This is a genomic window from Streptomyces sp. NPDC048278 (genome assembly GCF_040652195.1).
Classification (GTDB): domain Bacteria; phylum Actinomycetota; class Actinomycetes; order Streptomycetales; family Streptomycetaceae; genus Streptomyces.
In genome coordinates, this window is the sequence record NZ_JBEZLP010000025.1 from 1 (window position 1) to 24807 (window position 24807).

Annotated in this window: 20 protein-coding genes; 10 read left to right on the forward strand and 10 right to left on the reverse strand. The window is 70.4% G+C overall.

Going from position 1 to position 24807, the window contains the following annotated elements; translation table 11 throughout:
- Window positions 1-164: 164 nt before the first annotated feature.
- A complete protein-coding gene (locus AB0D74_RS33930; protein WP_362595509.1) occupies window positions 165-1655 on the reverse strand; it encodes a hypothetical protein in 1491 nt (496 codons plus the stop codon).
- A gap of 355 nt (window positions 1656-2010) precedes the next feature.
- Between AB0D74_RS33930 and AB0D74_RS33935 the strand changes: the two genes are divergently transcribed.
- Together AB0D74_RS33935 and AB0D74_RS33940 are read left to right on the forward strand one after the other, a co-directional pair.
- The gene (locus tag AB0D74_RS33935; protein ID WP_362595765.1) at window positions 2011-3090 is read left to right on the forward strand and encodes a glycosyl hydrolase family 18 protein; all 1080 of its coding nucleotides are present in this window, start codon (window positions 2011-2013) and stop codon (window positions 3088-3090) included.
- A complete protein-coding gene (locus AB0D74_RS33940; protein WP_362595511.1) occupies window positions 3087-4076 on the forward strand; it encodes an aminoglycoside phosphotransferase family protein in 990 nt (329 codons plus the stop codon). The genes AB0D74_RS33935 and AB0D74_RS33940 overlap by 4 nt, the downstream gene beginning before the upstream one ends.
- Here the strand turns inward: AB0D74_RS33940 and AB0D74_RS33945 are convergent.
- The 4 genes from AB0D74_RS33945 to AB0D74_RS33960 are packed head-to-tail and all read right to left on the reverse strand — an operon-like array spanning window position 4051 to window position 7932.
- Entirely contained in the window at window positions 4051-4827 is a 777-nt protein-coding gene (locus tag AB0D74_RS33945; protein WP_359222834.1) for a succinate dehydrogenase/fumarate reductase iron-sulfur subunit, read from the reverse strand. The genes AB0D74_RS33940 and AB0D74_RS33945 overlap by 26 nt on opposite strands.
- Window positions 4824-6755 (reverse strand): fumarate reductase/succinate dehydrogenase flavoprotein subunit, encoded by a 1932-nt coding sequence (locus AB0D74_RS33950; protein ID WP_362595513.1) that lies wholly within the window; start codon window positions 6753-6755, stop codon window positions 4824-4826. Before AB0D74_RS33950 ends, AB0D74_RS33945 begins: the two co-directional genes overlap by 4 nt.
- A gap of 15 nt (window positions 6756-6770) precedes the next feature.
- Complete coding sequence (locus AB0D74_RS33955) at window positions 6771-7592, reverse strand: hypothetical protein (RefSeq protein WP_362595515.1); 822 nt, start codon at window positions 7590-7592, stop codon at window positions 6771-6773.
- Between the two features lie 49 nt (window positions 7593-7641).
- A complete protein-coding gene (locus AB0D74_RS33960) occupies window positions 7642-7932 on the reverse strand; it encodes a hypothetical protein (RefSeq protein ID WP_362595517.1) in 291 nt (96 codons plus the stop codon).
- Window positions 7933-8263: 331 nt separating this feature from the next.
- On the opposite strand from AB0D74_RS33960, the gene AB0D74_RS33965 reads away from it, so the two are divergent.
- Together AB0D74_RS33965 and typA are read left to right on the forward strand one after the other, a co-directional pair.
- Window positions 8264-10525 carry an ABC transporter family substrate-binding protein gene (locus AB0D74_RS33965; RefSeq protein WP_362595519.1) on the forward strand — a complete coding sequence of 754 codons (2262 nt, stop codon included), beginning with the start codon at window positions 8264-8266 and terminating at the stop codon, window positions 10523-10525.
- Window positions 10526-10748: 223 nt separating this feature from the next.
- A complete protein-coding gene (gene typA, locus AB0D74_RS33970; protein ID WP_362595521.1) occupies window positions 10749-12665 on the forward strand; it encodes a translational GTPase TypA in 1917 nt (638 codons plus the stop codon).
- A gap of 88 nt (window positions 12666-12753) precedes the next feature.
- On the opposite strand, the gene AB0D74_RS33975 is transcribed toward typA, so the two are convergent.
- Entirely contained in the window at window positions 12754-13494 is a 741-nt protein-coding gene (locus tag AB0D74_RS33975; protein ID WP_362595523.1) for a class I SAM-dependent methyltransferase, read from the reverse strand.
- A gap of 139 nt (window positions 13495-13633) precedes the next feature.
- Here AB0D74_RS33975 and AB0D74_RS33980 point away from each other — a divergent pair, with 139 nt between their 5' ends.
- From AB0D74_RS33980 to AB0D74_RS34005, 6 genes are all read left to right on the forward strand, one after another.
- Complete coding sequence (locus tag AB0D74_RS33980; protein WP_362595525.1) at window positions 13634-14419, forward strand: alpha/beta hydrolase; 786 nt, start codon at window positions 13634-13636, stop codon at window positions 14417-14419.
- 503 nt (window positions 14420-14922) lie between these two features.
- Window positions 14923-16545, forward strand: coding sequence for an ABC transporter substrate-binding protein (locus tag AB0D74_RS33985; RefSeq protein WP_362595527.1), 1623 nt, complete (start codon window positions 14923-14925; stop codon window positions 16543-16545).
- 149 nt (window positions 16546-16694) lie between these two features.
- On the forward strand, window positions 16695-17621 hold the full coding sequence (locus AB0D74_RS33990) for an ABC transporter permease (RefSeq protein WP_362595529.1): 927 nt from the start codon (window positions 16695-16697) through the stop codon (window positions 17619-17621).
- Window positions 17614-18552, forward strand: coding sequence for an ABC transporter permease (locus tag AB0D74_RS33995; RefSeq protein ID WP_362595531.1), 939 nt, complete (start codon window positions 17614-17616; stop codon window positions 18550-18552). Before AB0D74_RS33990 ends, AB0D74_RS33995 begins: the two co-directional genes overlap by 8 nt.
- A gap of 11 nt (window positions 18553-18563) precedes the next feature.
- Complete coding sequence (locus tag AB0D74_RS34000; protein ID WP_362595534.1) at window positions 18564-19625, forward strand: ABC transporter ATP-binding protein; 1062 nt, start codon at window positions 18564-18566, stop codon at window positions 19623-19625.
- Complete coding sequence (locus tag AB0D74_RS34005; protein ID WP_362595536.1) at window positions 19618-20766, forward strand: dipeptide ABC transporter ATP-binding protein; 1149 nt, start codon at window positions 19618-19620, stop codon at window positions 20764-20766. The genes AB0D74_RS34000 and AB0D74_RS34005 overlap by 8 nt, the downstream gene beginning before the upstream one ends.
- Window positions 20767-20840: 74 nt before the next feature.
- On the opposite strand, the gene AB0D74_RS34010 is transcribed toward AB0D74_RS34005, so the two are convergent.
- From AB0D74_RS34010 to AB0D74_RS34025, 4 genes are read right to left on the reverse strand one after another with little or no spacing between them, the layout of a single operon-like run.
- Entirely contained in the window at window positions 20841-21833 is a 993-nt protein-coding gene (locus AB0D74_RS34010; RefSeq protein WP_362595538.1) for an ABC transporter ATP-binding protein, read from the reverse strand.
- Entirely contained in the window at window positions 21830-22828 is a 999-nt protein-coding gene (locus AB0D74_RS34015; RefSeq protein ID WP_362595540.1) for an ABC transporter ATP-binding protein, read from the reverse strand. Before AB0D74_RS34015 ends, AB0D74_RS34010 begins: the two co-directional genes overlap by 4 nt.
- Window positions 22825-23775, reverse strand: a complete 951-nt coding sequence (locus tag AB0D74_RS34020; protein ID WP_362595542.1) for an ABC transporter permease — start codon at window positions 23773-23775, stop codon at window positions 22825-22827. Before AB0D74_RS34020 ends, AB0D74_RS34015 begins: the two co-directional genes overlap by 4 nt.
- Window positions 23772-24803 (reverse strand): ABC transporter permease, encoded by a 1032-nt coding sequence (locus AB0D74_RS34025; protein WP_362595544.1) that lies wholly within the window; start codon window positions 24801-24803, stop codon window positions 23772-23774. The genes AB0D74_RS34020 and AB0D74_RS34025 overlap by 4 nt, the downstream gene beginning before the upstream one ends.
- Window positions 24804-24807: the final 4 nt, after the last annotated feature.

Sequence of the window (24807 nt, forward strand, 5' to 3'; positions counted from 1 at the left end):
GGTACGCGTGTACGTCGACGAGCACGGCGAGGCCGGATACGTCGACATGGCCCTGTCCCCGCGCCCCTTCGGGGCGCTGTTTTCAGGGGCGCGGGGAACTGCGCGACGCGCCCCCACGCACCCGCAGCCGCCCGACGGCCGGTCGCGGCGCTCCCCCGTGGGCGTCAGCCCCACCGACCCCGACTCTCCGGCCCCCCGAAGGCCACCACCGGCCCCCCGTCCCCCTCCTCACCCAGCAGCACACCCCCGAGCACCACCCCCGCGACCCCGCTTCCATGCGCATGCGAGGCCTCCCCGGCGAACGGATTCCCGTGCGCCCGCACATCCCGTTCCGCCAGCTCCCGCGCCCGCCGGGCCAGCCGGTCGGCGTCCGCGGGCGCGGCCCGCCCCGCAGCCGCCAGGAGCGCCCGCGCCTCCGCCCCCACCGCCGCCCGATGCGTCCCCACGAAGTCGTCCGCCGCCCCCACCGCACTGCGCGCCACCAGCTCCGCCCCCGCCGCGATCACCCCGGACCGCCCGCCCCCCGTGCCCTCCACCGCCCGCACGACCCGGCGCAGGGCGTCCACGGCGTCGTACGGCCCGCCGGTCACCTCCCCCCGTACACCGGCCAGCACGGCGTCCGCGTGCGCCAGCCGCGGCGGCAACGCCGTCCCCCGCAGCGCGGCCAGCTCCGCCTCGGCGCCCGTGAGGGCGGCCGGTACCAGTCCCGCCGCCGTCCGCAGTTCCTCCGTCAGCCGTTCCACCCCGCCCAGCAGCACCCCGGCCTGCGCCACGGCTCCCTCGGCGGCCCGCACCCCCCGCCGGAACCCGTCGCCGTCGCCCGAATCGGCGGCCTGGCGGGCCTGGTTGAGCCGTGCGGTCGCGAACACCAGCCGGTCCTTGGCCTGTTCGACGTAGCCGACGACGGAGGCGACCGCGGCCGTGCCGTACCGCCCACCCGCCCCGGCCAGCGCCGCCGCCACCCCGCCGGTCCGCCCGGCCAGCTGCCGGAACCGCCCCTCGGCCGCGGCCAGCGCGTCCCCCGCGTCCCACTCGGCGTCGAACCCCGGCGCCGCCGCGTCCAGTTGCCGTCCCGCCTCCGAGCACCGCCCGACCACGCCCACCAGCGCCTGACGCCGGCCGGCGTCGCCCTCCGGCACCCCTTCCTCGTACCGCCGCCATATCGCGAACGCGGCCGTCAGCTCGGTCTCGGCCGCCCGCAGGGCCCGCTCGGCGGAGGCGGCGCCGTCGACGTACCCGAGGGCCTCCCGGCTGGTGCGGACGCAGTCGTCGGCGAGGACCAGCGAGGCACGGGCCTGCCGCTCGGCGTCGGCGGGCCCCGCCGGCGCCGGCGGGGCGGGGGAGAGGAGTCCCGGTGTGGTGCGCGAGCGGGCCCGCCGGGTCCGGCGTACGTAGCCGTAGCCGCCCAGCGCGCCGGCCGCGACCACGGCGACGAGCGGCAGGACGTAGTCGGTCGCGGACGCCCCGTCCGCCGCCTGGGCCGCGGAGACCGTTCGGCCGCCCGTCGCGGGAACCGGATCTTGAGTGACGCTCGTCATCACCGGCAACACCAGCCAGACCGCCCCGGCCATCCCGCCCAGCACCGCATGCCCCACCCGCACGGCTATGTGCCCCGTGGCATGCCTCGGCCGACCCCGGATCAAGGATGACGTCACATTTCGGAGCGTATGGGCACCCAGTCGGCTCCGCGACCGGGACGGAGACAGCCGGGGGACGACGACAAAGGGGAAGCAGACCATGAAACGGAGCCAGAACCAGGAGAACACCCCGAACCCCACCCCCACCCCCACCCCCACCCCCACCCCGAACCCCGCACCCCCACCCACCACCGCTCCGAACTCCCCGTCGACATCCCCCGCCCCCACCGACGCCCAGGCCTCCGCACCGGTCTCACCCGCCCCACCCGGCGCCCCGGCCTCCGCGCCGGTCTCACCCGCCCCCACCGACGCCCCGGCCCCCGTGCCGGCCCCACCCGCCCCCGCCCCCGCTGACGGCCCCGCCCCCGCCTCGGTGCCAGCCGCACCCGCCGGCGCGCCCGCACCCCCACAGGGGCCACCCGCACCCGGCGACGAGAGCCGCACGGGTCGGGCGGGTGGGAAAAGGAAAGTCGGCAGATGGACGCTACGCGTCCTCCTCGTGCTGCTGCTCCCCCTCCTCATCGCCGAGACCGCCCTCCGCATCAACTACGCCGGCGACCCGAAGGCCGGTACCCACAGCCGGAACCGGGACGCCCTCTGGCTCGGCCACGCATGGGTCGACGGTCGTAGGACCGACGCCGACGTCACCGCCCTGGCCGCCCGCCTCGCGGACACCGGCATTCGCGACCTCTACGTCCATGCCGGACCACTGGAACACAACGGCACGCTGCCCAAATCGGCCTATCCCAAGGCCCGTTGGCTGATAACAGCCGTGCATCGAAAAATCCCCGGCGTCCGGGTGCAGGCCTGGCTCGGGGACGAGGTCGCGCCCGAGAAGCCGTACGCCATGCACCTGGAGAAGAAGGCGACGCGGGCCGCCGTCGTCGAGTCGACGCGGGAGATCGTCGCCGCCGGGTTCGACGGGGTCCACTTCGACCTGGAGCCCCTGCACTCCGGGGACCGGAACTACCTCGCCCTGCTCGACGCCCTGCGCCCCGCGACCCCGCTGCTCTCGGTCGCCGCACACCAGATCGATCCGCTCCCGGCCTTTCACTCCTTCTGGGGTACTGTCACCGGTCATCCCAAATGGTGGTCGCAGGACTATTTCGGGCAGGTCGCCCGCAGGGTGGACCAGATCGCGGTGATGTCGTACGACACCATGCAGCCGTTGCAGAGCCTGTACGGCGGGTACGTCGCGCAGCAGACCAGCCTCGCGCTGGAGGTCACACCGGCGGGCACCGATCTCCTCATGGGGCTGCCCTTCTACCACGAGAACCGGTTCGGGCACTGGGCGCACGCCGAGACCGTGCCGGCGGCCGTGCGCGGGGTTCGGCTGGGACTGTCACGGACGGACCCGGATCGCGCTACCTTCGGCGTCGCCCTGTACGTCGACTTCGCCGCCACCGAGGATGACTGGACCTCTTATCGGAAGGACTGGGTTCGTACGTCATGACAACCGCTCGTGCCCACCTCACCCGTGACGACCTCGCGTCGCTCTCCCGCGAGGCCCTCGGCCGTGCTCCCGCAGCCGTCACCCGGTTGCGCGGAGGGAGCAAGAAAGGCGTCTACCGGCTCGCCCTCGACAACGGCCGGAGCGCGATCGCGTACGTCTGGTCCCCGGAGGAGGACTACTGGGGGCCCGTCGACGCCGACATCCGCGACCCCTTCGCGCACGCCTCGGGCCTCGGCCTGTTCCTGTCCGCCCACGACCTGCTGACCGAACTCGGCGTGCGCACCCCGCGCCTGCTCTTCGCCGACGAGGAAGCCGAACACCTGCCCGCCTACGCCGCGGTCGTCGAGGACGTCCGTGGCGGCAGCCTGGAGGTGCTGCTGCGCAGCGACCCGGGCGCCGCCCGGGTGCCGCTGGCCCGGCTGGCGGGGACCCTCGGCGTGCTCCGCGAGCACGTCTCCGCCGGGTACGGGAAGGCCGCCCTGGTGGAGGAGGGAGGCAAACCGCTCGGCAGCTCCTGCGAACAGGTCGTCGCGGACCGCGCGATGCGCGACATCGCGGAGGTGGCCGAGCGGGACCCCCGGCTGCGCGAGGTGCGGCAGGCGCTGACCGAGCGCGTGCACGGTCTCTACGACGCGGTCGAACCGCGCGACCACGCCTCCCTCGTGCACGGCGAACTCGGCCCGGACCACGTCCTGGTGACCGAGGAGGGCGATCCCGCGCTCATCGACATCGAAGGCCTGATGTACTTCGACGCCGAATGGGAGCACGTCTTCCTGCAACTCCGCTTCGGGCCCGCCTACGACGTGCTGCGCACCGCCGACCTCGACGAGGACCGGATGGCCCTGTACCGGCTCGCGATGCACCTGAACCTCGTGGCCGGGCCGCTCAGGCTGCTGGACGGCGACTTCCCGGAGCGCGAAACGATGCGGGAGATCGCCGAGTCCAACCTGCGGCGGGTGCTCAGCCTCCTGCGGGGCGCCTCCTGATCTTCGAGCCGAGCCACACCAGCGGGTCGTACTTGCGGTCCACGGCCCGCTCCTTCAGGGGGATCAGCGCGTTGTCGGTGATGTGGATGCCCTCCGGGCAGACCTCCGTGCAGCACTTGGTGATGTTGCAGTAGCCGAGGCCGTGTTCGTCCTGGGCCGTGCGCTTGCGGTCCAGGCCGGAGGCGTCCGCCGCGTCCAGCGGGTGCATGTCCAGTTCGGCGACCCGCATGAGGAAACGCGGCCCGGCGAAGGCCGTCTTGTTCTCCTCGTGGTCGCGTACGACGTGACAGGTGTCCTGGCACAGGAAGCACTCGATGCACTTGCGGAACTCCTGCGAGCGGTCCACGTCCTCCTGGAACATCCGGTACTCGCCGGGGGCGACCCCGGCGGGCGGCACGAAGGACGGGACCTCCCTGGCCTTCTGGTAGTTGAAGCCGACATCGGTGACCAGGTCGCGGATGACCGGGAAGGCGCGCAGCGGGGTGACCGTGATGGTCTCGTCCGGCTCGAAGACGGACATGCGGGTCATGCACATCAGGCGCGGGCGGCCGTTGATCTCCGCCGAGCACGAACCGCACTTGCCCGCCTTGCAGTTCCAGCGGACGGCCAGGTCGGCGGCCTGGGTGGCCTGGATGCGGTGGATGATGTCGAGGACCACCTCGCCGTCGTTCACCTCGACCTTGAAGTCCTCCAGGCCGCCGCCCTCGACGTCGCCCCGCCACACCCGGAAGTGGGCCGTGTAGCCGCTCATTCGTACAGCTCCTCTTCGGCGAGGTACTTGACCAGCTCCTCCTTCTCGAAGAGGGCGAGCAGGTCGGCTCGGATGGGGTCGGTGTTCTCACGGGTGAGGTCGATCTGGCCGCGCTCCGGGTCGGTGGCGGCGAGCCCGCCGGTGGGGTCCGCGAGCCGGCAGAGCAGGTTGACGGGGCGCCAGCGGCGGTCCATCGTCGGGTGGTCCTCGCGGGTGTGCCCGCCGCGCGACTCGGTGCGCTCGAGCGCCGCCCGGGCCACGCACTCGCTGACCAGCAGCATGTTCCTGAGGTCCAGGGCGAGGTGCCAGCCGGGATTGAACTGGCGGTGCCCCTCCACCCCGGCCCGGCGCGCCCGCACCCGCAGCTCGGCGAGCCTCTCCAGGGCCTGCTCCATCTCGCCCTCCCGGCGGATGATGCCGACCAGGTCGTTCATGGACTGCTGGAGCGCCTGGTGGAGGGTGTACGGGTTCTCCGGCGGGCCGGAGTCGGGTTCCTGGCCCTCGGCGGAGAAGGGCCGCAGCGCCTCGGCCGCCGCCGCGTCGATCTGCTCGTCGTCCACCGCCGGCCGCTCGGCGAGGTCCGCCGCGTGGTCGGCCGCGTGCCAGCCCGCCCGGCGCCCGAACACCAGCAGGTCGGAGAGCGAGTTGCCGCCGAGCCGGTTGGAGCCGTGCATGCCGCCGGCCACCTCGCCGGCCGCGAACAGCCCCGGTACGCCGCGGGCGGCGGCGGTGTCGGAGTCGACCGCGACCCCGCCCATCACGTAGTGGCAGGTCGGTCCGACCTCCATCGCCTCCGCGGTGATGTCGACGTCCGCCAGCTCCTTGAACTGGTGGTACATGGACGGCAGGCGGCGCCGGATCACCTCGGCCGGCATCCGCGTCGACACGTCCAGGAAGACCCCGCCGTGCGGGGAGCCGCGGCCCGCCTTGACCTCGGAGTTGATGGCGCGGGCGACCTCGTCGCGGGGGAGCAGTTCCGGGGGACGCCGGTTGTGGTCCGGGTCCTCGTACCAGCGGTCGCCCTCCTCCTCGGACTCGGCGTACTTCTCCTTGAAGACGTCCGGGACGTAGTCGAACATGAACCGCTTGCCCTCGGAGTTGCGCAGCACCCCGCCGTCGCCGCGCACCGACTCGGTGACCAGGATCCCCTTCACCGACGGCGGCCAGACCATGCCGGTCGGGTGGAACTGCACGAACTCCATGTTGAGCAGCGGCGCCCCGGCCAGCAGGGCGAGCGCGTGCCCGTCGCCGGTGTACTCCCAGGAGTTCGACGTCACCTTGAAGGACTTGCCGATGCCCCCGGTCGCGACGACCACGGAGGGCGCTTCGAGGACGAAGAAACGCCCGGTCTCCCGCTCGTACGCGAAGACCCCGGAGACCCGTGTGCCGTCCTTCAGGATCCGGGTGACCGTGCACTCCTGGAAGACCTTGAGCCGGGACTCGTAGTCACCGGTCTCCTTCTTGTCCTCCTGCTGGAGCGAGACGATCTTCTGCTGGAGGGTCCGGATCAGCTCGAGGCCGGTGCGGTCGCCGACGTGGGCGAGGCGCGGGTACTCGTGGCCGCCGAAGTTGCGCTGGGAGATCTTCCCGTCCTTCGTGCGGTCGAAGAGGGCGCCCCAGGTCTCCAGCTCCCAGACCCGGTCCGGGGCCTCCTTGGCGTGCAGTTCGGCCATCCGCCACTGGTTGAGGAACTTGCCGCCGCGCAGGGTGTCGCGGAAGTGCACCTGCCAGTTGTCGTGCTCGTTGACGTTGGCCATGGCCGCCGCGATGCCGCCCTCGGCCATCACCGTGTGCGCCTTGCCGAACAGCGACTTGCAGATCACCGCCGTACGGGCGCCCCGCTCGCGCGCCTCGATCGCGGCGCGCAGTCCGGCCCCGCCGGCGCCGACGACCACGACGTCCCACTGCTGCCGCTCCACCGCTGCCATCAGAAGCCCCAGTCCCTAAAAGAATCGCGGATCGTCGAAGACACCGGACGCGAGCAGGTAGACGTAGAAGTCGGCGAGCGCCACGCTCACCAACGACGCCCAGGCGAGCTGCATGTGCCGGTTGTTGAGCCGGCCGACGAACTGCCACGCCTTGTAGCGCACGGGGTGTTTGGAGAAGTGCTTGAGCTTGCCGCCGACGATGTGCCGGCAGGAGTGGCAGGACAGCGTGTAGGCCCAGATCAGCACGATGTTGACCAGGAAGACCAGGGTGCCGAGGCCCATGTGGCCCCAGTGCTCGTCCGTGTCCCGGAACGAGAGCACCGTGTCGTAGGTCAGCACGCAGGCGACCAGCAGGGCGAAGTAGAAGAAGTACCGGTGGACGTTCTGCAGGATCAGCGGGAAGCGGGTCTCACCGGTGTACTTCGCGTGCGGCTCGGCCACCGCGCAGGCGGGCGGGGACGCCCAGAAGCTGCGGTAGTACGCCTTGCGGTAGTAGTAGCAGGTCAGGCGGAAGCCCAGCGGGAAGATCAGGATGATGATCGCCGGGGAGATCGCCCACCAGCTGCCGAAGAGGTCGGCGTTCGGGCCGGACGGCATGGTCTTGCAGTTCTCCGCCAGGCAGGGCGAGTAGAACGGCGAGACGTACGGCGCCGAGTAGTAGTGCGCGTTCGAGAAGGCCCGCCACGTCGAGTAGACGACGAACGCGAACAGACCGGCCGCGGTGACGGCGGGCGCCAGCCACCAGCGGTCGGTCCGCAGGTGCGGGGCGGAGATCGCGGCGCGCGTACCGGTGCGTACGCCGCCGCTGTTCGGATGTGGTTCCGTACCAGTGGCCAAGGGGATGACTCCGGTCGGTTCGGGTGTCGGGACCTGCGGGCGGGCGCTCCTAGGGGGCGCGCCGGTCGCGGGCGCCGAGACCCTCGTCGTCCGTGTCCGTCCACAGGTTGATGTCGTACGGGTCGTCGGAGATGGTGACGAGCTCGGGGCGCTTGCTCGGGACGCCGGAGTTGGCCGTCTCCCGCAGCAGTGCCACGCTCTCGCGCAGGTGATCGGCGTCGGCGCGGACGCGGCGCATCTCCAGTCCGCCGCTCCCGAGCTGCTGCTCCAGGCGGCCGACGGACCGGTTCAGGTCCTCTAGGCAACGCTGGACTGACGTCAGGTCGTCGTGCACGGACATGACGTGACCTCACTTCCGCGGACTTCGTGGTCCAAGGCGGCAACGTTCATGCGCCTGCGAGTGTTGCGCGTCACACCTGCCGATGTGAAGCCATGTGCAGCGATTGGCGGATTGCGTGCCTCCGTCGCACGCCCGCACGCGCTCTGTTCACGCCGGGATTGCGCCGCACGGGTGGGGTTTGACGGCCCCCGCCGCCGTGTCGTCCCCGGCCGACGGACCCCGTCCATTTCAGTGGGGTCCGTACTTCTGAGTACATGTGATCAACTCCAAAATACCCCCAAATGTGAACAGACCGCACCCGAGTCACGGGGCCTCCGGAGGTAACGCAGAGATGTCTCACCACGGCGTCGGCCATAGCGCCCCTTCAGGGGCGCGGGGCTCCGTTGAATCTGCGGCTGCCGCCGCGTGGGCGCGATCAGCCACAACGGCGCCGCAGCCGAACGACGGCGGCACCTCCCGGCGCCACCAGCGGACCGCCACCCATGCCGTCGCCCTTCTCGCCGCAGGCGCGCTGGCCGTGCCCCTCCTGGCCGGCTGCGGCTCCGACGACGAGGCCAGCAAGCCACTGGCCGGCCAGGACATCGTGCCGGTCGCCAGGGACGCGGTCGCCGAGGGCGGCACCCTGAAGATGGCCGTGGACGCCGTACCGGAGACCTTCAACACCTTCCAGGCCGACGCCGACGCCGGCACCACCCGGGTCGCCCAGGCCGTCCTGCCGTCGATGTTCACCATCGACGCCACCGGGAAGCCGGTCCGCAACCCGGACTACCTGGAGTCCGCGAAGGTCATCGAGACCGAGCCCCGCCAGGTCGTCCTCTACAAGCTCGACCAGCAGGCCGTCTGGAGCGACGGCCGAGAGATCGGCGCCGCCGACTTCGCCGCCCAGTGGCGCGCCCTGTCCGGCAAGGACTCCGCCTACTGGACCGCCCGCAACGCCGGCTACGACCGCATCGCCCAGATCGAGCGCGGCGCCAACGACCTGGAGGTCCGGGTCACCTTCGACCGGCCGTACGCCGACTGGCGCTCGCTGTTCTCGCCGCTGTACCCGAAGGACGTCATGGGCACCCCGGACGCCTTCAACGACGGCGCCCGCCGCAAGCTCACGGTCACCGCCGGCCCCTTCCGGGTCGACAAGGTCGACACCGCCAAGAAGGACGTGGTCCTCACCCGCAACCCGCGCTGGTGGGGACGTCCGGCCAAGCTCGACGAGATCGACCTGCACGCCGTGGACCGCACGAAGCGGGCCGCCGCCCTCGCCGACGGCACCGTCGACGTCGCCGACATCGACGCCGCCGACGCCGACCGGATCACCGTCGCCGGCCGCGAGAAGGGCACCGGCCTGCCGTTGCAGGGCGCCGGGAAGACCTCCGCCAAGAAGCTGCGGTCCTGGGCGCTGACCCTCGGCATGAACGAGGAGAAGCTGCCGAAGGGGCCGAAGAAGCTCCGCAGGAGCATCGCCAAGTGGCTGGAGCAGCAGCACGAGCTGCGCGACTTCGGCGTCCGCAAGTCGCTGGAGCCCGCCTACACCCAGCTCGCCCTCAACGGCTCCGAGGGCCCGCTCGCCGACGAGCGGGTCCGCCGCGCCGTCGCCCGCGCCCTCGACCGCCAGGCGCTCGCCAAGGTGGTCCTCACCCCGCTGGGGCTGCCCGCGGTGCCGGTCGGCAGCCATGTCGCCCTGTCCGGGCAGGCCGCCTACACCGACGGCAGCGGGGCGCTCGGCGGCCTCGACACCCACGAGGCGCAGGCGCTGCTCGCCGACGCGGGCTGGGTGGCCGGCGGACCGGTCAAGGCCGGCGGCAAGGCGGCCGGCGCCGAGGACGAGAAGAAGGGCGACAAGCAGAAGGACGGCGGCGAGCAGGGCGACGAGTCGGACGGCGGGCACGACGGGCAGTACATCGTCGGCGAGGACGACAAGGCCTACGACAAGGACACCCGCGACCACCAGAAGGACCACGCCCACGGCGCGCCGGGGGCGTACGCGCCGAAGGGCACGGCGGCACCCAGGGGCGGGGCGCCGGCCGGGCCGCTGGCCAAGGACGGCAAGGCGCTCTCCCTGCGGTTCGTGCTGCCCTCGGGGCCGGGCTCGGAGACCCTCCAGGCGGTCGCCGCCCAGATCTCCCAGATGCTGGACAGGGTGGGCATCGCGACCGAGATCCAGAAGGTGTCGGACGACAGCTACTTCAAGGACCACATCGCGGCCGGGCAGTACGACCTCGCGCTGTACTCGTGGCCGTCGTCCGCGTTCCCGGCGACCGACGCCCGGCCGATCTACGCGAAGCCGGTGGTGGCGGCCGACGGCTCGCTGAACGTCGAGCAGAACTACACGCGCGTCGGCACCGACCAGGTGGACCAGCTCTTCGACCAGGCGCTGGGCACGCTGGACGAGGACGAGGCGGACGGGCTGCTGCGCAAGGCGGACTCCAGGATCTGGGCGGCGGCGGGGTCCCTGCCGCTGTACCAGCGCCCCCAGCTGGTGGGCGCGCGGAAGGACCTGGTCAACGTGGGCGCCTTCGGCTTCCAGACGCCGGTGTACCAGGACATGGGGTTCCTGAAGAAGGGCGCGAAGACGTCGCCGAGCCCCAGCAAGGGGTAGGGGGCACGGTTTCGTGGTCGGGCGCGGGTGGATCGTGGCTGGTCGCGCCGCGTGGCGGAGCCGCACATCGATACCGCCCGCGCCCCTTCGGGTCGGCCCGGCGAGCCTCAGTTACAAAGGCCACGTAACATGGGGTGAGGCCGTGGCGTGTCAAGCCCGGCAGGCCCGCGTCACACGGACGTACGCACAGGGCCTTCTCAATACCCCGGGAGTACGCCGCACCATGGCCGTGTCTGCAACACGTCACGACATCCGCAACGTCGCCATCGTCGCCCACGTCGACCACGGCAAGACGACCCTCGTCGACGCCATGCTGAAGCAGGCCGGTGCCTTCGCGGCGCACGCCGCCGAGTCGCTCGACGACCGCATGATGGACTCGAACGACCTGGAGCGTGAGAAGGGCATCACGATCCTGGCCAAGAACACGGCCGTGAAGTACCACCCGAAGGATGGCGGCGACGTCATCACCATCAACATCATCGACACCCCGGGCCACGCCGACTTCGGTGGCGAGGTCGAGCGCGGTCTGTCGATGGTGGACGCGGTGGTCCTGCTGGTCGACGCCTCCGAGGGCCCGCTGCCGCAGACCCGCTTCGTGCTGCGCAAGGCCCTCCAGCAGCGCCTGCCCGTCATCCTGTGCATCAACAAGACGGACCGCCCGGACTCCCGGATCGACGAGGTCGTCAACGAGACCTACGACCTCTTCCTCGACCTGGACGCCGACGAGGACCAGATCGAGTTCCCGATCGTCTACGCGTGTGCGCGTGACGGCGTGGCCTCGCTGACCAAGCCGGAGGACGGCACCGTCCCGGCCGACAGCGACAGCCTGGAGCCGTTCTTCTCCACGATCCTGGCCCACGTCCCGGCTCCGGAGTACGACGCGGAGGCCCCCCTCCAGGCGCACGTCACCAACCTGGACGCCGACAACTTCCTCGGCCGTATCGCCCTGCTCCGTGTCGAGCAGGGCGAGCTGCGCAAGGGCCAGACCGTCACGTGGATCAAGCGCGACGGCACGATGTCCAACGTGCGCATCACCGAGCTGCTGATGACCGAGGCGCTCACCCGCAAGCCCGCCGAGATGGCGGGACCGGGTGACATCTGCGCCGTCGCCGGTATCGCGGACATCATGATCGGCGAGACCCTCGCCGACACCGAGAACCCGATCCCGCTGCCGCTGATCACGGTCGACGAGCCGGCGATCTCGATGACCATCGGCACCAACACCTCGCCGCTGGTCGGCCGCGGTGGCACCGGCAAGGGCGCCGACAACAAGGCGGCGGTCAAGGACCGCAAGGTCACCGCCCGCCAGGTCAAGGACCGCCTGGACCGCGAGCTGATCGGTAACGTCTCCCTCCGCGTGCTCGACACCGAGCGCCCGGACGCCTGGGAGGTCCAGGGCCGTGGTGAGCTGGCGCTCGCCATCCTGGTCGAGCAGATGCGCCGCGAGGGCTTCGAGCTGACCATCGGCAAGCCGCAGGTCGTCACCAAGCAGGTCGACGGCAAGACCTACGAGCCGGTCGAGCGCATGACGATCGACGTGCCCGAGGAGCACATGGGCGCGGTCACGCAGCTCATGGGCGTCCGCAAGGGCCGGATGGACAACATGTCCAACCACGGTTCCGGCTGGGTCCGCATGGAGTTCGTGGTGCCGTCCCGCGGTCTCATCGGCTTCCGTACCGAGTTCCTGACGCAGACCCGCGGCACGGGTATCGGGCACTCCATCCACGAGGGCCACGAGCCCTGGTTCGGCACCCTGCAGACCCGTAACAACGGCTCGCTCGTCGCCGACCGCTCCGGTGCCGTCACCGCGTTCGCGATGACGAACCTCCAGGAGCGCGGTGTGCTGTTCACCGACCCGGGCACCGAGGTGTACGAGGGCATGATCGTCGGCGAGAACTCGCGCTCCGACGACATGGACGTCAACATCACCAAGGAGAAGAAGCTCACGAACATGCGGTCGTCCTCGGCCGACTCGTTCGAGGCGATCGTCCCGCCGCGCAAGCTGTCGCTGGAGCAGTCGCTGGAGTTCTGCCGTGACGACGAGTGCGTCGAGGTGACCCCGGAGGCCGTCCGCATCCGCAAGGTGAACCTGGACGCCCGCGAGCGGGCCCGCGCCGCGAGCCGCGCCAAGCACGGCTGATCGCGCCTGATCGACGGACACCTGAGCCCGGGTCCCTCCCAGCAGGAGGGAGCCCGGGCTCTCCGCGATCCGCGCCGCAGGGGAAGGGTCAGGCAGGCCGGGCGACCGTGATGATCTCGGGACTGCCGGCGGTGACCGGCCCCCGGGCCCAGTCGCCGTACTGCTCGACCACGGTGAGACCGGCGTCGGTGAGGAAGCCGGCGAGGCGCTCGGGCCCGAGGAAGCGCAGGGTCGCCCTGCTGACCCGGGGCAGGTCCCAGGAGGGACCCTCGAAGGTCTCCGTGAAGGTGACCCGGTCGCCGGCGGGAGGGCCGAGCACCTCGCACCGGACGCGTACCGCCGAGCCGTCGACGCCGGGCACCTCGTGCGTCCGGTCGGGGGTCCAGCCCTCCCAGGCCCGGGCGGCGGGGTTCCGGGTCTCGAACACGAACCGGCCGGTGGCCCGCAGAGCGGCGCGTACGGCGGTCAGTGCCGCCCGCAACTCCTCGTCCCCGAGAAGGACTTGGAAGGTGTGACCGGTCATCAGGACGAGGTCGAAGTCGTTGCCGTGCCAGAGGCGGCTGCGCAGATCGCCGAGCACCCACTCGACGCCGGGGCCGCCCCGCCGGGCCTGCACCAGCATCGCGGCGGCCGGATCGAGCCCCATGAGGCGCCCGCCGTGGCCGTCCCCGCGGGCCCGCCGGAGCAACTGCCCCGTACCGCAGCCGACATCCAGCACCGATCCGGCGGACATCACCAGGTCCAGGTAGAAGTCGTCACCCGGCCCCCACGGGTTGAGGCTGTCGTAGAGCGCGGCGAGTGAGAGATCCGCGTACGAATGATCGACCACCGCGGCAGTGTGTCACACGATCTTGAACGGACGGTCAGGAACGGCCCACTTCATGAACTCCTTTCAACTTCGCGGGGATTGGCGGGCCCGTACGGACAACCCGGTTGGTCCGGGGCGGCCGGCCTGTGACCATCCCTACATGCTCATGCTCAACGATGACCTCGGACACCTTTCCTACGACATCGCCGGCGACGGCCCGCCCGTCGTGCTCGTGCACGCGGGTGTCGCCGATCACCACATGTGGGACGCGGTCGTGCCGGCTCTCGCCGAACGGCACACCGTGATCCGGTACGACCTGCGCGGTTTCGGCGAGTCCGCACCGCCGACCGGCGCCTTCCGGGAGACCGACGACCTCCGTGGCCTCCTGGACCACCTCGGCCGCGAACGGGTCCGGCTCGTCGGTTCCTCCTGGGGCGGGCGGGTGGCTCTGGACTTCACGCTCACCCACCCGGACCGGGTGCACTCCCTCGCGATGTTCTCCGCACCCTGGCCGCGATACCCCTGGTCCGCGGAGATGATCGCCTACGACGAGGCCGAGACGGCGGCCCTGGAGGCGGGCGACCTGGACGACGCCGTACGCATCAACCTGGACATGTGGCTGCGCGGGCCGGCGCGCGGCTGGGACGACGTGGCCGACGGGCTGGCCGAGCGGCTCCGCGGTCCGATGCGTACAGCTCTCGCAAATCAGGCGATCACAGGGCAATATTCCCAAGGGCCCGCGGCCGGCGCCCTCGCCGCCGTCTCCGTCCCCACCCTGGTGGGCGTCGGTGCGCTCGACGTCGCCGACTTCCGGGACATCGCCCGCCGGTACGCCGCGGAGATCCCGGACGCCGCCTTCGTGGAGTTCGCCACCGCGGCCCACCTCGTCCCCGTGGACGCATCCGCCGCACTCGCGGCGGCGCTCCATCCGTTCCTCGCCCGCTAGGGCGTATACCGGGGCGGGTACCGGGACGCGTGCCGGCCGGGATCGTAGGGGCGGGGTAGGGAAAACCCTACGTCTCGTCGTGGATCCGTGAAGGCGGGCCGTCCGGCACTACGCTGCTGGTCATGTAGGTCCCGTCTGTCCCCGTGTGCACTCGCCGGGATTTCGCAAGTGGATTTTCATCCGACGCGCGTTCGGTATACGGACATGCAAGCCCGATAGGTGTGTAACAAGTCCGTTTCGCAGGGATCTTTCTGCTAACCCTTTGTCCGGATTTTGGAAGATGTTCGCGCGATGTGTGATCGAACCGAGACCTTATGAGTGTGGTTCGGTCATGGCGCATGGCAGATAGTTAGGCGCGTAGAGCTCGGATCTACGGGTCATGCGCTGGGTGGCGCTGACCTGCGGGCACGGGAAGTACACCTCACGGTTTCAGGCGCCGGTGACGGCGAAGTGTCGTGTGCTTCCCTCTGCGGTGAATCAATGGACTCATGAGGAGGAGCCCCATGCGTGGTGCCAAGAGCGCCAAGTGGGTTGCGATAGCCGCCGTTGTGGCGCTGGGTGCGACGGCCTGTGGTGGCGGGGGGAGCGACGACACCTCGGGCAAGGGCAAGGGCAATGGCGTCGTGTCGGTGGAGATCGGCGAACCGCAGAACAGCCTGGTTCCCACCAACACGTACGAGACCGAGGGTGGCCAGGTCATCAACGCCCTCTTCACGGGTCTGACCAAGCTGGACGCCGACAACAAGGTCGTCGACGCCATGGCGGAGTCGATCGAGTCCAAGGACAACAAGGTCTGGACGATCAAGCTCAAGTCGGGCTACACGTTCCACAACGGCGAGAAGGTCACGGCTCAGTCCTTCGCCGACGCCTGGAACTACGGCGCCAACCAGACCAACGCGCAGCAGACCAACCCGCTGTTCAGCCACATCGAGGGCTACAGCGACCTGAACCCGGGTGAGGGCAAGACGCCCAAGACCGACAAGCTGTCCGGTCTGAAGGTGGTCGACGACAGCACCCTCCAGGTCACCCTGAACGGCGCGTTCTCGGCGTTCCCGTCGCAGCTGTCCTTCACCGCGTTCGTGCCGCTTCCCAAGGCGTTCTTCAAGGACCCGAAGGGCTTCGGCGAGGCTCCGATCGGCAACGGCCCCTTCGAGATGAAGGGCAAGTTCAAGCACAACGAAGAGATCGACGTCACGAAGTACGCCAAGTACCCGGACGCTTCGAAGATCGAGGTCAAGGGCGTCAACTTCAAGATCTACTCGAACCTTGACACCGCCTACAAGGACCTCGTCGCCGGCAACCTCGACAGCCTGCTGACGATCCCCACCTCGGGTCTGCCGACGTACCACAAGGACCTGCCGGGCCGCTACATCGACGAGGCCGACTCGGCCGTCGGTTACATCGGGTTCCCGATCAAGTACAACAAGGCCTTCCAGAACGCGGACCTGCGCAAGGCCATCTCCATGTCGATCGACCGCAAGACGATCGCGGACAAGATCTTCCTCGGTGCCCGTACGCCCGCGGACGACTACATCAGCCCGATCATCGACGGCTACCGCAAGGGCGCCTGCGGCGAGGCCTGCACGTACAACCCGAGCGGGGCCAAGGCGCTCTACAAGAAGAGCGGCGGCCTGCCCGGCAACACGCTGGAGATCGGCTACAACGCGGACGGCGGCCACAAGGAGTGGGTCGAGGCCGTGGCCAACCAGATCCAGCAGGCCCTCGGCATCAAGGTGACGGCCAAGCCGTTCGAGCAGTTCCAGACCATCCTGAACGACCTGGACGCCAAGAAGTACCAGGGCGCGTTCCGCATGGGCTGGAGCATGGACTACCCGGACATGGAGGACTACCTCCGTCCGATCTTCTCGAAGGACGCCATCACCAACGGCTCCAACTACGCCGGTTACGTCAACGAGGACTTCGAGAAGCTCCTCGTCGAGGGCGACCAGGCCGCGACGCACGAGGACGCGGTGAAGAAGTACCAGGAGGCGGACGACGTCCTGCTCAAGGACATGCCGTACATCCCGGTGTACTTCTACACGATGAACGCCGGCTTCAGCGACAAGATCAAGTCGATGAAGGTCGCCGGTCACCAGATCCTCTGGGACACGGTCAAGCTGAGCTGACCGGGTTCTGAGCAGTTCTGAAACAGAGCGGTACGGGGTGAGCAGGGGGAGGAGGGCCTTCCCCTGCTCACTCCTGCTGCCGTCTCCCGTCCGACCGTGCCGATCCCCTCCGGTCATGGTCGGGATGAAAACCCCCCTCTGGAGTACCCATGGGCCGATACGTCGTGCGCCGCCTCCTGCAGGTGATCCCTGTGGTGATAGGCGTCACGTTCATCATCTTCTGCCTGGTCTTCGCTCTGCCCGGCGACCCGATCCAGGCACTGGCCGGCGACAAGCGGGCCGACCCCAACATCGCCGCGATCCTTCGCGCGCACTACCACCTCAACGAGCCGCTGTACCAGCAGTACTGGCACTACATCAGCGGCGTCTTCACCGGTGACCTCGGCGAGACGTACAACGGACGTGCCATCTCGGACATCGTCTCCGAGCGGTTCCCCGTGACCCTGAAGCTGGGACTGACGGCGTTCGCCATCGAGGCCGTCATCGGCATCGTCGCGGGCATCTTCTCCGCCCTGAAAAAGGGCAAGTTCATCGACAACCTGGTGCTGATCTCGACGCTCGTCCTGATCTCCATCCCGGTCTTCGTGCTCGGTAGCGTGCTGCAGCTCGAGTTCGGTGTGAAGCTCAAGATCACCCCGGTCGCCGGCATCGAGCGGGGCTGGCCGCAGAGCTACATCCTGCCGGCCATCGTGCTCGCCTCGACCTCGATGGCCTACATCGCCCGCTTGGTGCGGACGAGCATGACGGAGTCGGTCCGCGCGGACTACGTCCGTACGGCGATCGCCAAGGGTCTGCCGACGCGGCGGGTCATCGGTGTGCACGCGCTGCGCAACTCCCTGATTCCGGTGGTGACCTTCCTGGGCTTCGACCTCGGCGCTCTCATGGGTGGTGCGATCATCACCGAGCGCGTGTTCAACATGCCCGGCATCGGCGGCCAGCTCGCCCAGTCCGTCTACCTGCGTGAGCGGCCGGTCGTCGTCGGTCTGGTGACCCTGCTGGTGCTGATCTACCTGGTCGCCAACCTCGTCGTAGACCTGTTGTACGCCGTGCTCGACCCGAGGATCCGTTATGAGTGAGAAGACGATAGAGAGGCCCACCACCGACGAGGCCGCCATCGCCAAGGAGATCGAGGCCGAGGAGAAGGCCGCGGCCCGTCAGGCGAGCCTCCTCAAGGACGGCTGGGCGGATCTTCGCAAGCGGCCCATGTTCATCGTGACGGCCCTCACCATCGTGTGCCTGCTTGCCCTGGCGATCGCGCCCAGCCTGTTCACGGGCCGCTCGCCGTTCTCGGACGGCTTCTGCCAGCTGCAGAACTCCATGAACGGCCCGTCGTCCGGGCACCTGTTCGGCTATGACGTCCAGGGTTGCGACATCTACACGCGGACCGTGTACGGCACCCGCAACTCGATCGTCGTCGGTGTGGTGACGACCGTGGTCACCACTCTGATCGGCGGCCTGCTGGGCATGCTGGCCGGCCTGGTCGGCGGCTGGATCGACGCGCTCCTGTCCCGCATCACCGAGGTCTTCTCGGCACTGCCGCTCATCATCGGCGGTTTGCTGATCATGTCGATCTGGGGCGGCGGCGACGTCTGGTCGGTGTCGTTCATCATGGCGATCCTCGGCTGGCCGCAGGTCTTCCGGATCATGCGCGGCGAGGTCATCGGCAACAAGTACAACGACTACGTGATGGCCGCCCGGGCGCTGGGCGCCGACTCGTGGCGCATCGCGTTCCGGCACATCCTGCCGAACACGCTCGCTCCGGTCATCGTCATCACCACGATGAACCTGGGCGTCTACATCGCTGCCGAGGCCGCCCTGTCCTACCTGGGCATCGGCATCCAGTACCCGAACATCTCCTGGGGTGTCATGATCAGCGACGCCCAGGACCGGTTCCTGACCAACCCGCACGCGCTGCTGTTCCCGGCAGGTGCGCTCAGCATCACCGTGCTGGCGTTCATCGTGCTCGGCGACGTGGTCCGCGACGCCTTCGACCCCAAGATGCGCTGAGGGAGGCGTACGTGACCATCATCGACCCGACGGACGCCGTCCCGGCTCCGCGCCCCGGCGACCCCGAGCGAACCGGTCCGCTGCTCGAAGTGCGTGACCTGCACGTCGAGTTCCAGACCCGCGAGGGGATCGTCCGCGCCGTCAACGGCGTGAACTACTCCGTGAACTCCGGAGAGACCCTCGCCGTCCTCGGCGAATCGGGCTCCGGCAAGTCCGTGACCGCGCAGGCGATCATGGGCATCCTCGACATGCCGCCCGCCCGCATTCCCAAGGGCGAGATCCGCTTCTACGGCCAGGACATGCTCACCATGTCCGCCGAGGAGCGGCGCAAGCTGCGCGGCGCCCGGATCGCGATGATCTTCCAGGACGCGCTCTCCGCGCTCAACCCCGTGCTCAGCGTGGGGTACCAGCTCGGCGAGATGTTCCGCGTCCACCAGGGCATGTCCCGCAAGGACGCCAAGGCCAAGGCCGTCGAGCTGATGGACCGGGTGAAGATCCCGGCCGCCGCGGCCCGGGTGAACGACTACCCGCACCAGTTCTCCGGCGGTATGCGCCAGCGCATCATGATCGCCATGGCGCTCGCCCTGGAGCCCGACCTGATCATCGCCGACGAGCCGACCACGGCCCTCGACGTGACCGTCCAGGCCCAGGTGATGGACCTGCTCGCGGAACTGCAGCGCGAGTACCAGATGGGCCTGATCCTCATCACCCACGACCTCGGTGTCGTGGCGGACGTCGCCGACAAGATCGCCGTGATGTACGCGGGCCGGATCGTGGAGACCGCGCCGGTGCACGAGTTGTACAAGCGGCCCGCGCACCCCTACACCCGTGGCCTGCTCGACTCCATCCCGCGCCTGGACCAGAAGGGCCAGGAGCTCTACGCGATCAAGGGCCTGCCGCCCAACCTGCTGAAGGTGCCGAACGGCTGTGCCTTCAACCCGCGGTGCGAGAAGGCGCAGGACATCTGCCGTACCGACCGTCCGCTGCTGGTCCCGGTGACCGAGTCCGACGGCACGGAACTGCCGGGCCGCGCCAGCGCGTGCCACTTCTGGAAGGAGACGATCCATGGCTGAGCCGACCAAGACCGACGGGCCGGCGGACGCGACGCCGAACGTCTCCGACGTGGAAGTCGCTGACGTGCACACCGAGGACGAGGCGGTCGCCGTCCTGGAGAAGCCGGTGGACCGGGGCGAACCCATCCTGCAGGTGCGCAACCTCGTCAAGCACTTCCCGCTGACGCAGGGCATCGTCTTCAAGCGGCAGATCGGCGCGGTGAAGGCCGTCGACGGCGTCTCCTTCGACCTGTACCAGGGCGAGACGCTCGGCGTCGTGGGCGAGTCCGGCTGCGGCAAGTCGACGGTGGCCAAGCTCCTGATGAACCTGGAGCGGGCCACGGCCGGCGAGATCTTCTACAAGGGCCAGGACATCACCAGGCTCTCCGGCAAGGCCCTCAAGGCCGTCCGCCGGAACATCCAGATGATCTTCCAGGACCCGTACACCTCGCTCAACCCCCGGATGACGGTCGGCGACATCATCGGCGAGCCCTTCGACATCCACCCCGAGGTGGCTCCCAAGGGCGACCGTCGCAAGCGGGTCCAGGAACTGCTGGACGTCGTGGGTCTCAACCCCGAGTACATCAACCGGTACCCGCACCAGTTCTCCGGCGGCCAGCGCCAGCGCATCGGCATCGCGCGCGGCCTGGCGCTCAACCCGGAGGTCATCATCTGCGACGAGCCGGTCTCGGCCCTGGACGTCTCCGTCCAGGCCCAGGTCATCAACCTGATGGAGGGCCTGCAGGACGAGTTCAACCTCTCCTACATCTTCATCGCCCACGACCTGTCGATCGTCCGGCACATCTCGGACCGGGTCGGGGTCATGTACCTCGGCAGGCTCGCCGAGATCGGCACCGACGAGCAGATCTACGAGCACCCGACGCACCCCTACACCCAGGCGCTGCTGTCCGCTGTGCCGGTGCCCGACCCGCAGGACCGCGAGCGGCGCGAGCGGATCATCCTGACCGGCGACGTGCCCTCCCCGGCCAACCCGCCGTCCGGCTGCCGGTTCCGCACCCGCTGCTGGAAAGCCGAGGAGAGGTGCTCCCAGGAGGAGCCGCTGCTTGCGATCCCCGAGCGGTTCAAGGGCGCGGACACCCCGGCGGCCCACGAGTCGGCCTGTCACTTCGCCGAGGAGAAGGACATCGTCCACGCGGCGTGACCCCCTGACCGACAGGACCATGGTTCCCGGCACTTCCGACAGGGTGCCGGGAACCGGTGTGCCGGGCCGCCGTCTCACGCCGTGATGCGGGCGTGCGCCCAGTGGCAGGCCACCTGCCGTCCGCCGGCCCCGCCCAGTACCTCCAGGTCCTGGCCGCGGCACCGGTCCGCCACCCCCGCCCGCTCCGCCGACCCGTCCGCCAGCACCTGGCAGCGGGCGTGGAAGCGGCAGCCGGCCGGGATGCGGGAGGGGTCGGGGGGCTCGCCGGCCAGCACCACGGGCTCGCCCGGTGCCTCGGGCAGCACCGACAGCAGCGCCCGGGTGTACGGGTGCCGGGGAGCCGTCAGGACCTGCTCGACCTCACCCGTCTCCACGATCCGGCCCAGGTACATCACCGCGACCCGGTCGGCGATGTTCCACGCCAGGCCCAGATCGTGCGTGACCACCAGGGCGGAAAGGCCCAGTTCGGCGCGCAGGCGCAGCAGCAGCGCGAGGATCTCGCCGCGCACGGAGGCGTCGAGGGAGGCCACCGGCTCGTCGGCGACGAGGAGTTCGGGCTCCAGCACCAACGCGCCCGCGATGACGACCCGTTGCCGCTGGCCCCCGGACAACTCGTGCGGATAGCGCAGGAAGAACCGCTCCGCCGGCCGCAGCCCCGCATGCGTGAGCGCCTCGGCGACCGCCGCCCGTTCGTCCCGGGTACCGCCGTGGATCCGCAGCCCCTCGGCCACCGCGTCGTAGACCGTGTGCCGCGGATTGAGCGAGCCCGTCGGATCCTGCAGTACCAACTGGACCCGCCTGCGATACGCCTTCAGCGCCCGGGAGGAGTACTCCAACGGCCGTCCCGCGAAGGAGACCCGGCCCGCGCTCGGGGTGACCAGACCGAGCAGGGAGCGGGCCAGCGTCGTCTTGCCGCACCCCGACTCGCCGACCAGTGCCACGATCTCGCCGGCCAGGATGTCGAGATCGACACCGTCCACGGCACGGGCCACGGGCGCGCCGTGCCGGCCGGGGAAGGTCACCTGGAGGCCCTGGGCGCTGAGCAGCGGAGCCCCGGTCGTCGTCATGTCGTGCTCCTCACGTCCCGCTCCGGACCGGCCGGCGGCGGCACCGCGGCCCCCACGTGCACGCAGGCCGCCCGTCGCCCCGGCCCCGCCGCCCGCAACGGCTGGTCCTCGACCGCGCACACGTCCAGGGCGACCGGGCAGCGCGGGTGGAAGGCGCAGCCGGCGGGCAGCGCGGCCGGGTCGGGCGGGTCGCCGGCCAGGCCGCGCGGGGCGAACCGGGAGGCCGGGTCGCCGATGCGCGGGAACGCCGCCGACAGCGCCTGCGCGTACGGGTGCAGCGCGCCCTCGTAGACCTCCCGGGCGGCCCCCTCCTCGACCACCCGCCCCGCGTACATCACCGCGAGCCGGTCGCAGGTGTCGGCGAGGACCGCGAGGTCGTGACTGATCATGATCAGGGCCAGGTCCTGCTCGCTGACGAGTTGCCCGATCAACCGGAGGATCTGCGCCTGGATCATCACGTCCAGGGCGGTGGTCGGCTCGTCGGCGATGACGAGCCGGGGGGCGCAGGCCAACGCCATGGCGATCATGACGCGCTGGCGCTGGCCGCCGGACAGCTCGTGCGGATACGCCCGGGCCCGCGCGGCCGGCAGCCCCACCTGCTCCAGCAGTTCGCCGGTGCGTCTCCTCGCGGCAGCCGCCGTCGCCCGGCCGTGCAGCAGGACCGGCTCGGCGATCTGGTCGCCGACGCGGTGCACGGGGTTGAGGGAGTGCATGGCTCCCTGGAAGACGATCGAGGCACCCGCCCAGCGCACCGCGCGCACCCGCCCCCAGCGCATGGTGAGCACGTCCTCCCCGTCGAGCAGAATCTCCCCGCCGACCCGGGTGCCGGCCGGCAGCAGCCGCAGCAGTGACAGCGCCAGTGTCGACTTGCCGCAGCCGGACTCGCCCGCGACACCGAGCTTGCGGCCGGCCTCCAGCGACAGGTCCACACCGCGTACCGCCGCGACCCCGCCCGGATACGTCACCGTCAGGCCCCGGACCTCCAGCAGCGTCAACGATCCACCCCCAGTCTGGGATCGAGCACGGACTCGACGGCTCGTCCGCACAGCGTGAACGCGAGCGCCACCAGGGCGATCGCGATGCCCGGCGGCGCCAGATACCACCAGTCCCCGGCGCTGACCGCGCCCGCCTCACGCGCGTCCTGCAGCAGACCGCCCCACGAGATCACCGTCGGATCGCCGAGGCCGAGAAAGGCCAGCGTCGCCTCGGCCAGCACCGAGGAGGAGATCATCAGGGTGGTCTGGGCGAGGACCAGCGGCAGCACGTTGGGCAGCACGTGCCGGGTCATGACGTGCCAGTGCCCGCCACCGAGCGCCCTGGCCCGCTCGATGTACGGCCGTGACTCCACCGCCAGCGTCTGGGCGCGCACCAGCCGGGCCGTGGTCGGCCAGGAGGTGACGCCGATGGCGAGGATCACCGTGCCCAGGGAGCGGGACATCACGGTGGCCAGCGCGATCGCCAGCACCAGCGTGGGCATCACGAGGAACCAGTCCGTGATCCGCATCAGCACGGTCGCGTACGCGCCCTTGAAGTGCCCGGCGGTGATGCCCACGACCGCGCCGATCGCCACCGACAGCACGGCGGCGAGCAGCCCGACGAGCAGCGAGACGCGTGAGCCCCACACCACCAGGCCCAGCAGATCGCGCCCGAAGCGGTCGGTGCCCAGCGGGAACTCACCGCTCGGCGCCGCCAGCGGACTGCCCGGGGCGTCGGTCACGCCGGTCACCCCGGAGCCGACGGTCAGCGGTGCGGTGAGCGCGGCCAGGGCGAACAGGACGAGCGCGGCCAGGCCGACCAGTCCGGCGCGCCGGGTGCGGTAGTGCTGCCAGAACCGCAGGGCGGAGCGGCGGCGGCGCTGCCAGGCCAGCGCGCGCGGGCCGGGGGCGGGCGGACCGGGGGCGGGCGCGGGCGGACCGGGCGTGGGCGCGGTGCCGGCGGTCATCGGCTCACCCGGGGGTCCAGCAGCGGATACAGCAGGTCCGCCAGGGTGTTCATGACGATCACCGCCGAGGCGAAGAAGAGGAACAGCCCCTGCACCAGGGGCAGGTCGGGCACGCTCAGGGCCTGGTAGAAGAGTCCGCCGAGGCCCGGCCAGGAGAAGACCGTCTCGACCAGGATGACGCCCGCGACGGTCCGGCCGAGGTTGACGAAGACGAGGGTGACCGTGGGCAGCAGCGCGTTGGGCACCGCGTGCCGTCGGCGGACCAGGTCGTCCCTGAGGCCCTTGGCACGGGCGGTCGTCAGATAGTCGCTGCCCATCTCGGCGAGCAGCGCCGAGCGGGTGACCAGCAGTGTCTGGCCGTATTCGACCGCGACCAGGGTGATCACCGGCAGCACGAGATGGTGGGCCACGTCGACGGCGTACGCGAGGCCCTCCTTGCCGCCCGACTCCATGCCGCCCGTCGGGAACAGCCCCGGGACCGGGCCGAGGCCCACGCCGAAGACGATGATGAGCAGCAGGCCGAGCCAGAACGACGGTACGGAGTACAGGGTCAGCGCCAGACCGGTGTTCAGCCGGTCGCCGAGCCGGCCGTGGCGCCAGGCCGAGCGGGTGCCGAGGAACATGCCGAGCGCGGTGTAGAGCACGAAGGCGGTGCCCGTCAGCAGCAGGGTGTTCGGCAGCGCCTCGGTGATCTTGTCGATGACCGGGGTGCGGAACTGGTACGAGGTGCCCAGGTCACCGGTGAGCGCCTTGCCGCAGTAGTCGGTGAACTGTTCCCACATCGGCAGGTCGAGCCCGAACTCCCTGCGGTACTCGGCAAGCTGGGCGGCCGAGACCTGGCGACCGCCCGTCATGGTCTTGACCGGGTCGCCCGGGATCAGCCGGAACAGGAAGAACCCGGTGACGAGGACGGCCAGCAGCGAGACCAGGGCACCGCCCACCTTGCCGGCCACGTAGCGCAGGTAGGCGGTGTCGGTGCCGGGCCGTCTCGTCCTGGCGACCGGTGCGGACACGGCGTCGGAGACCATCGGC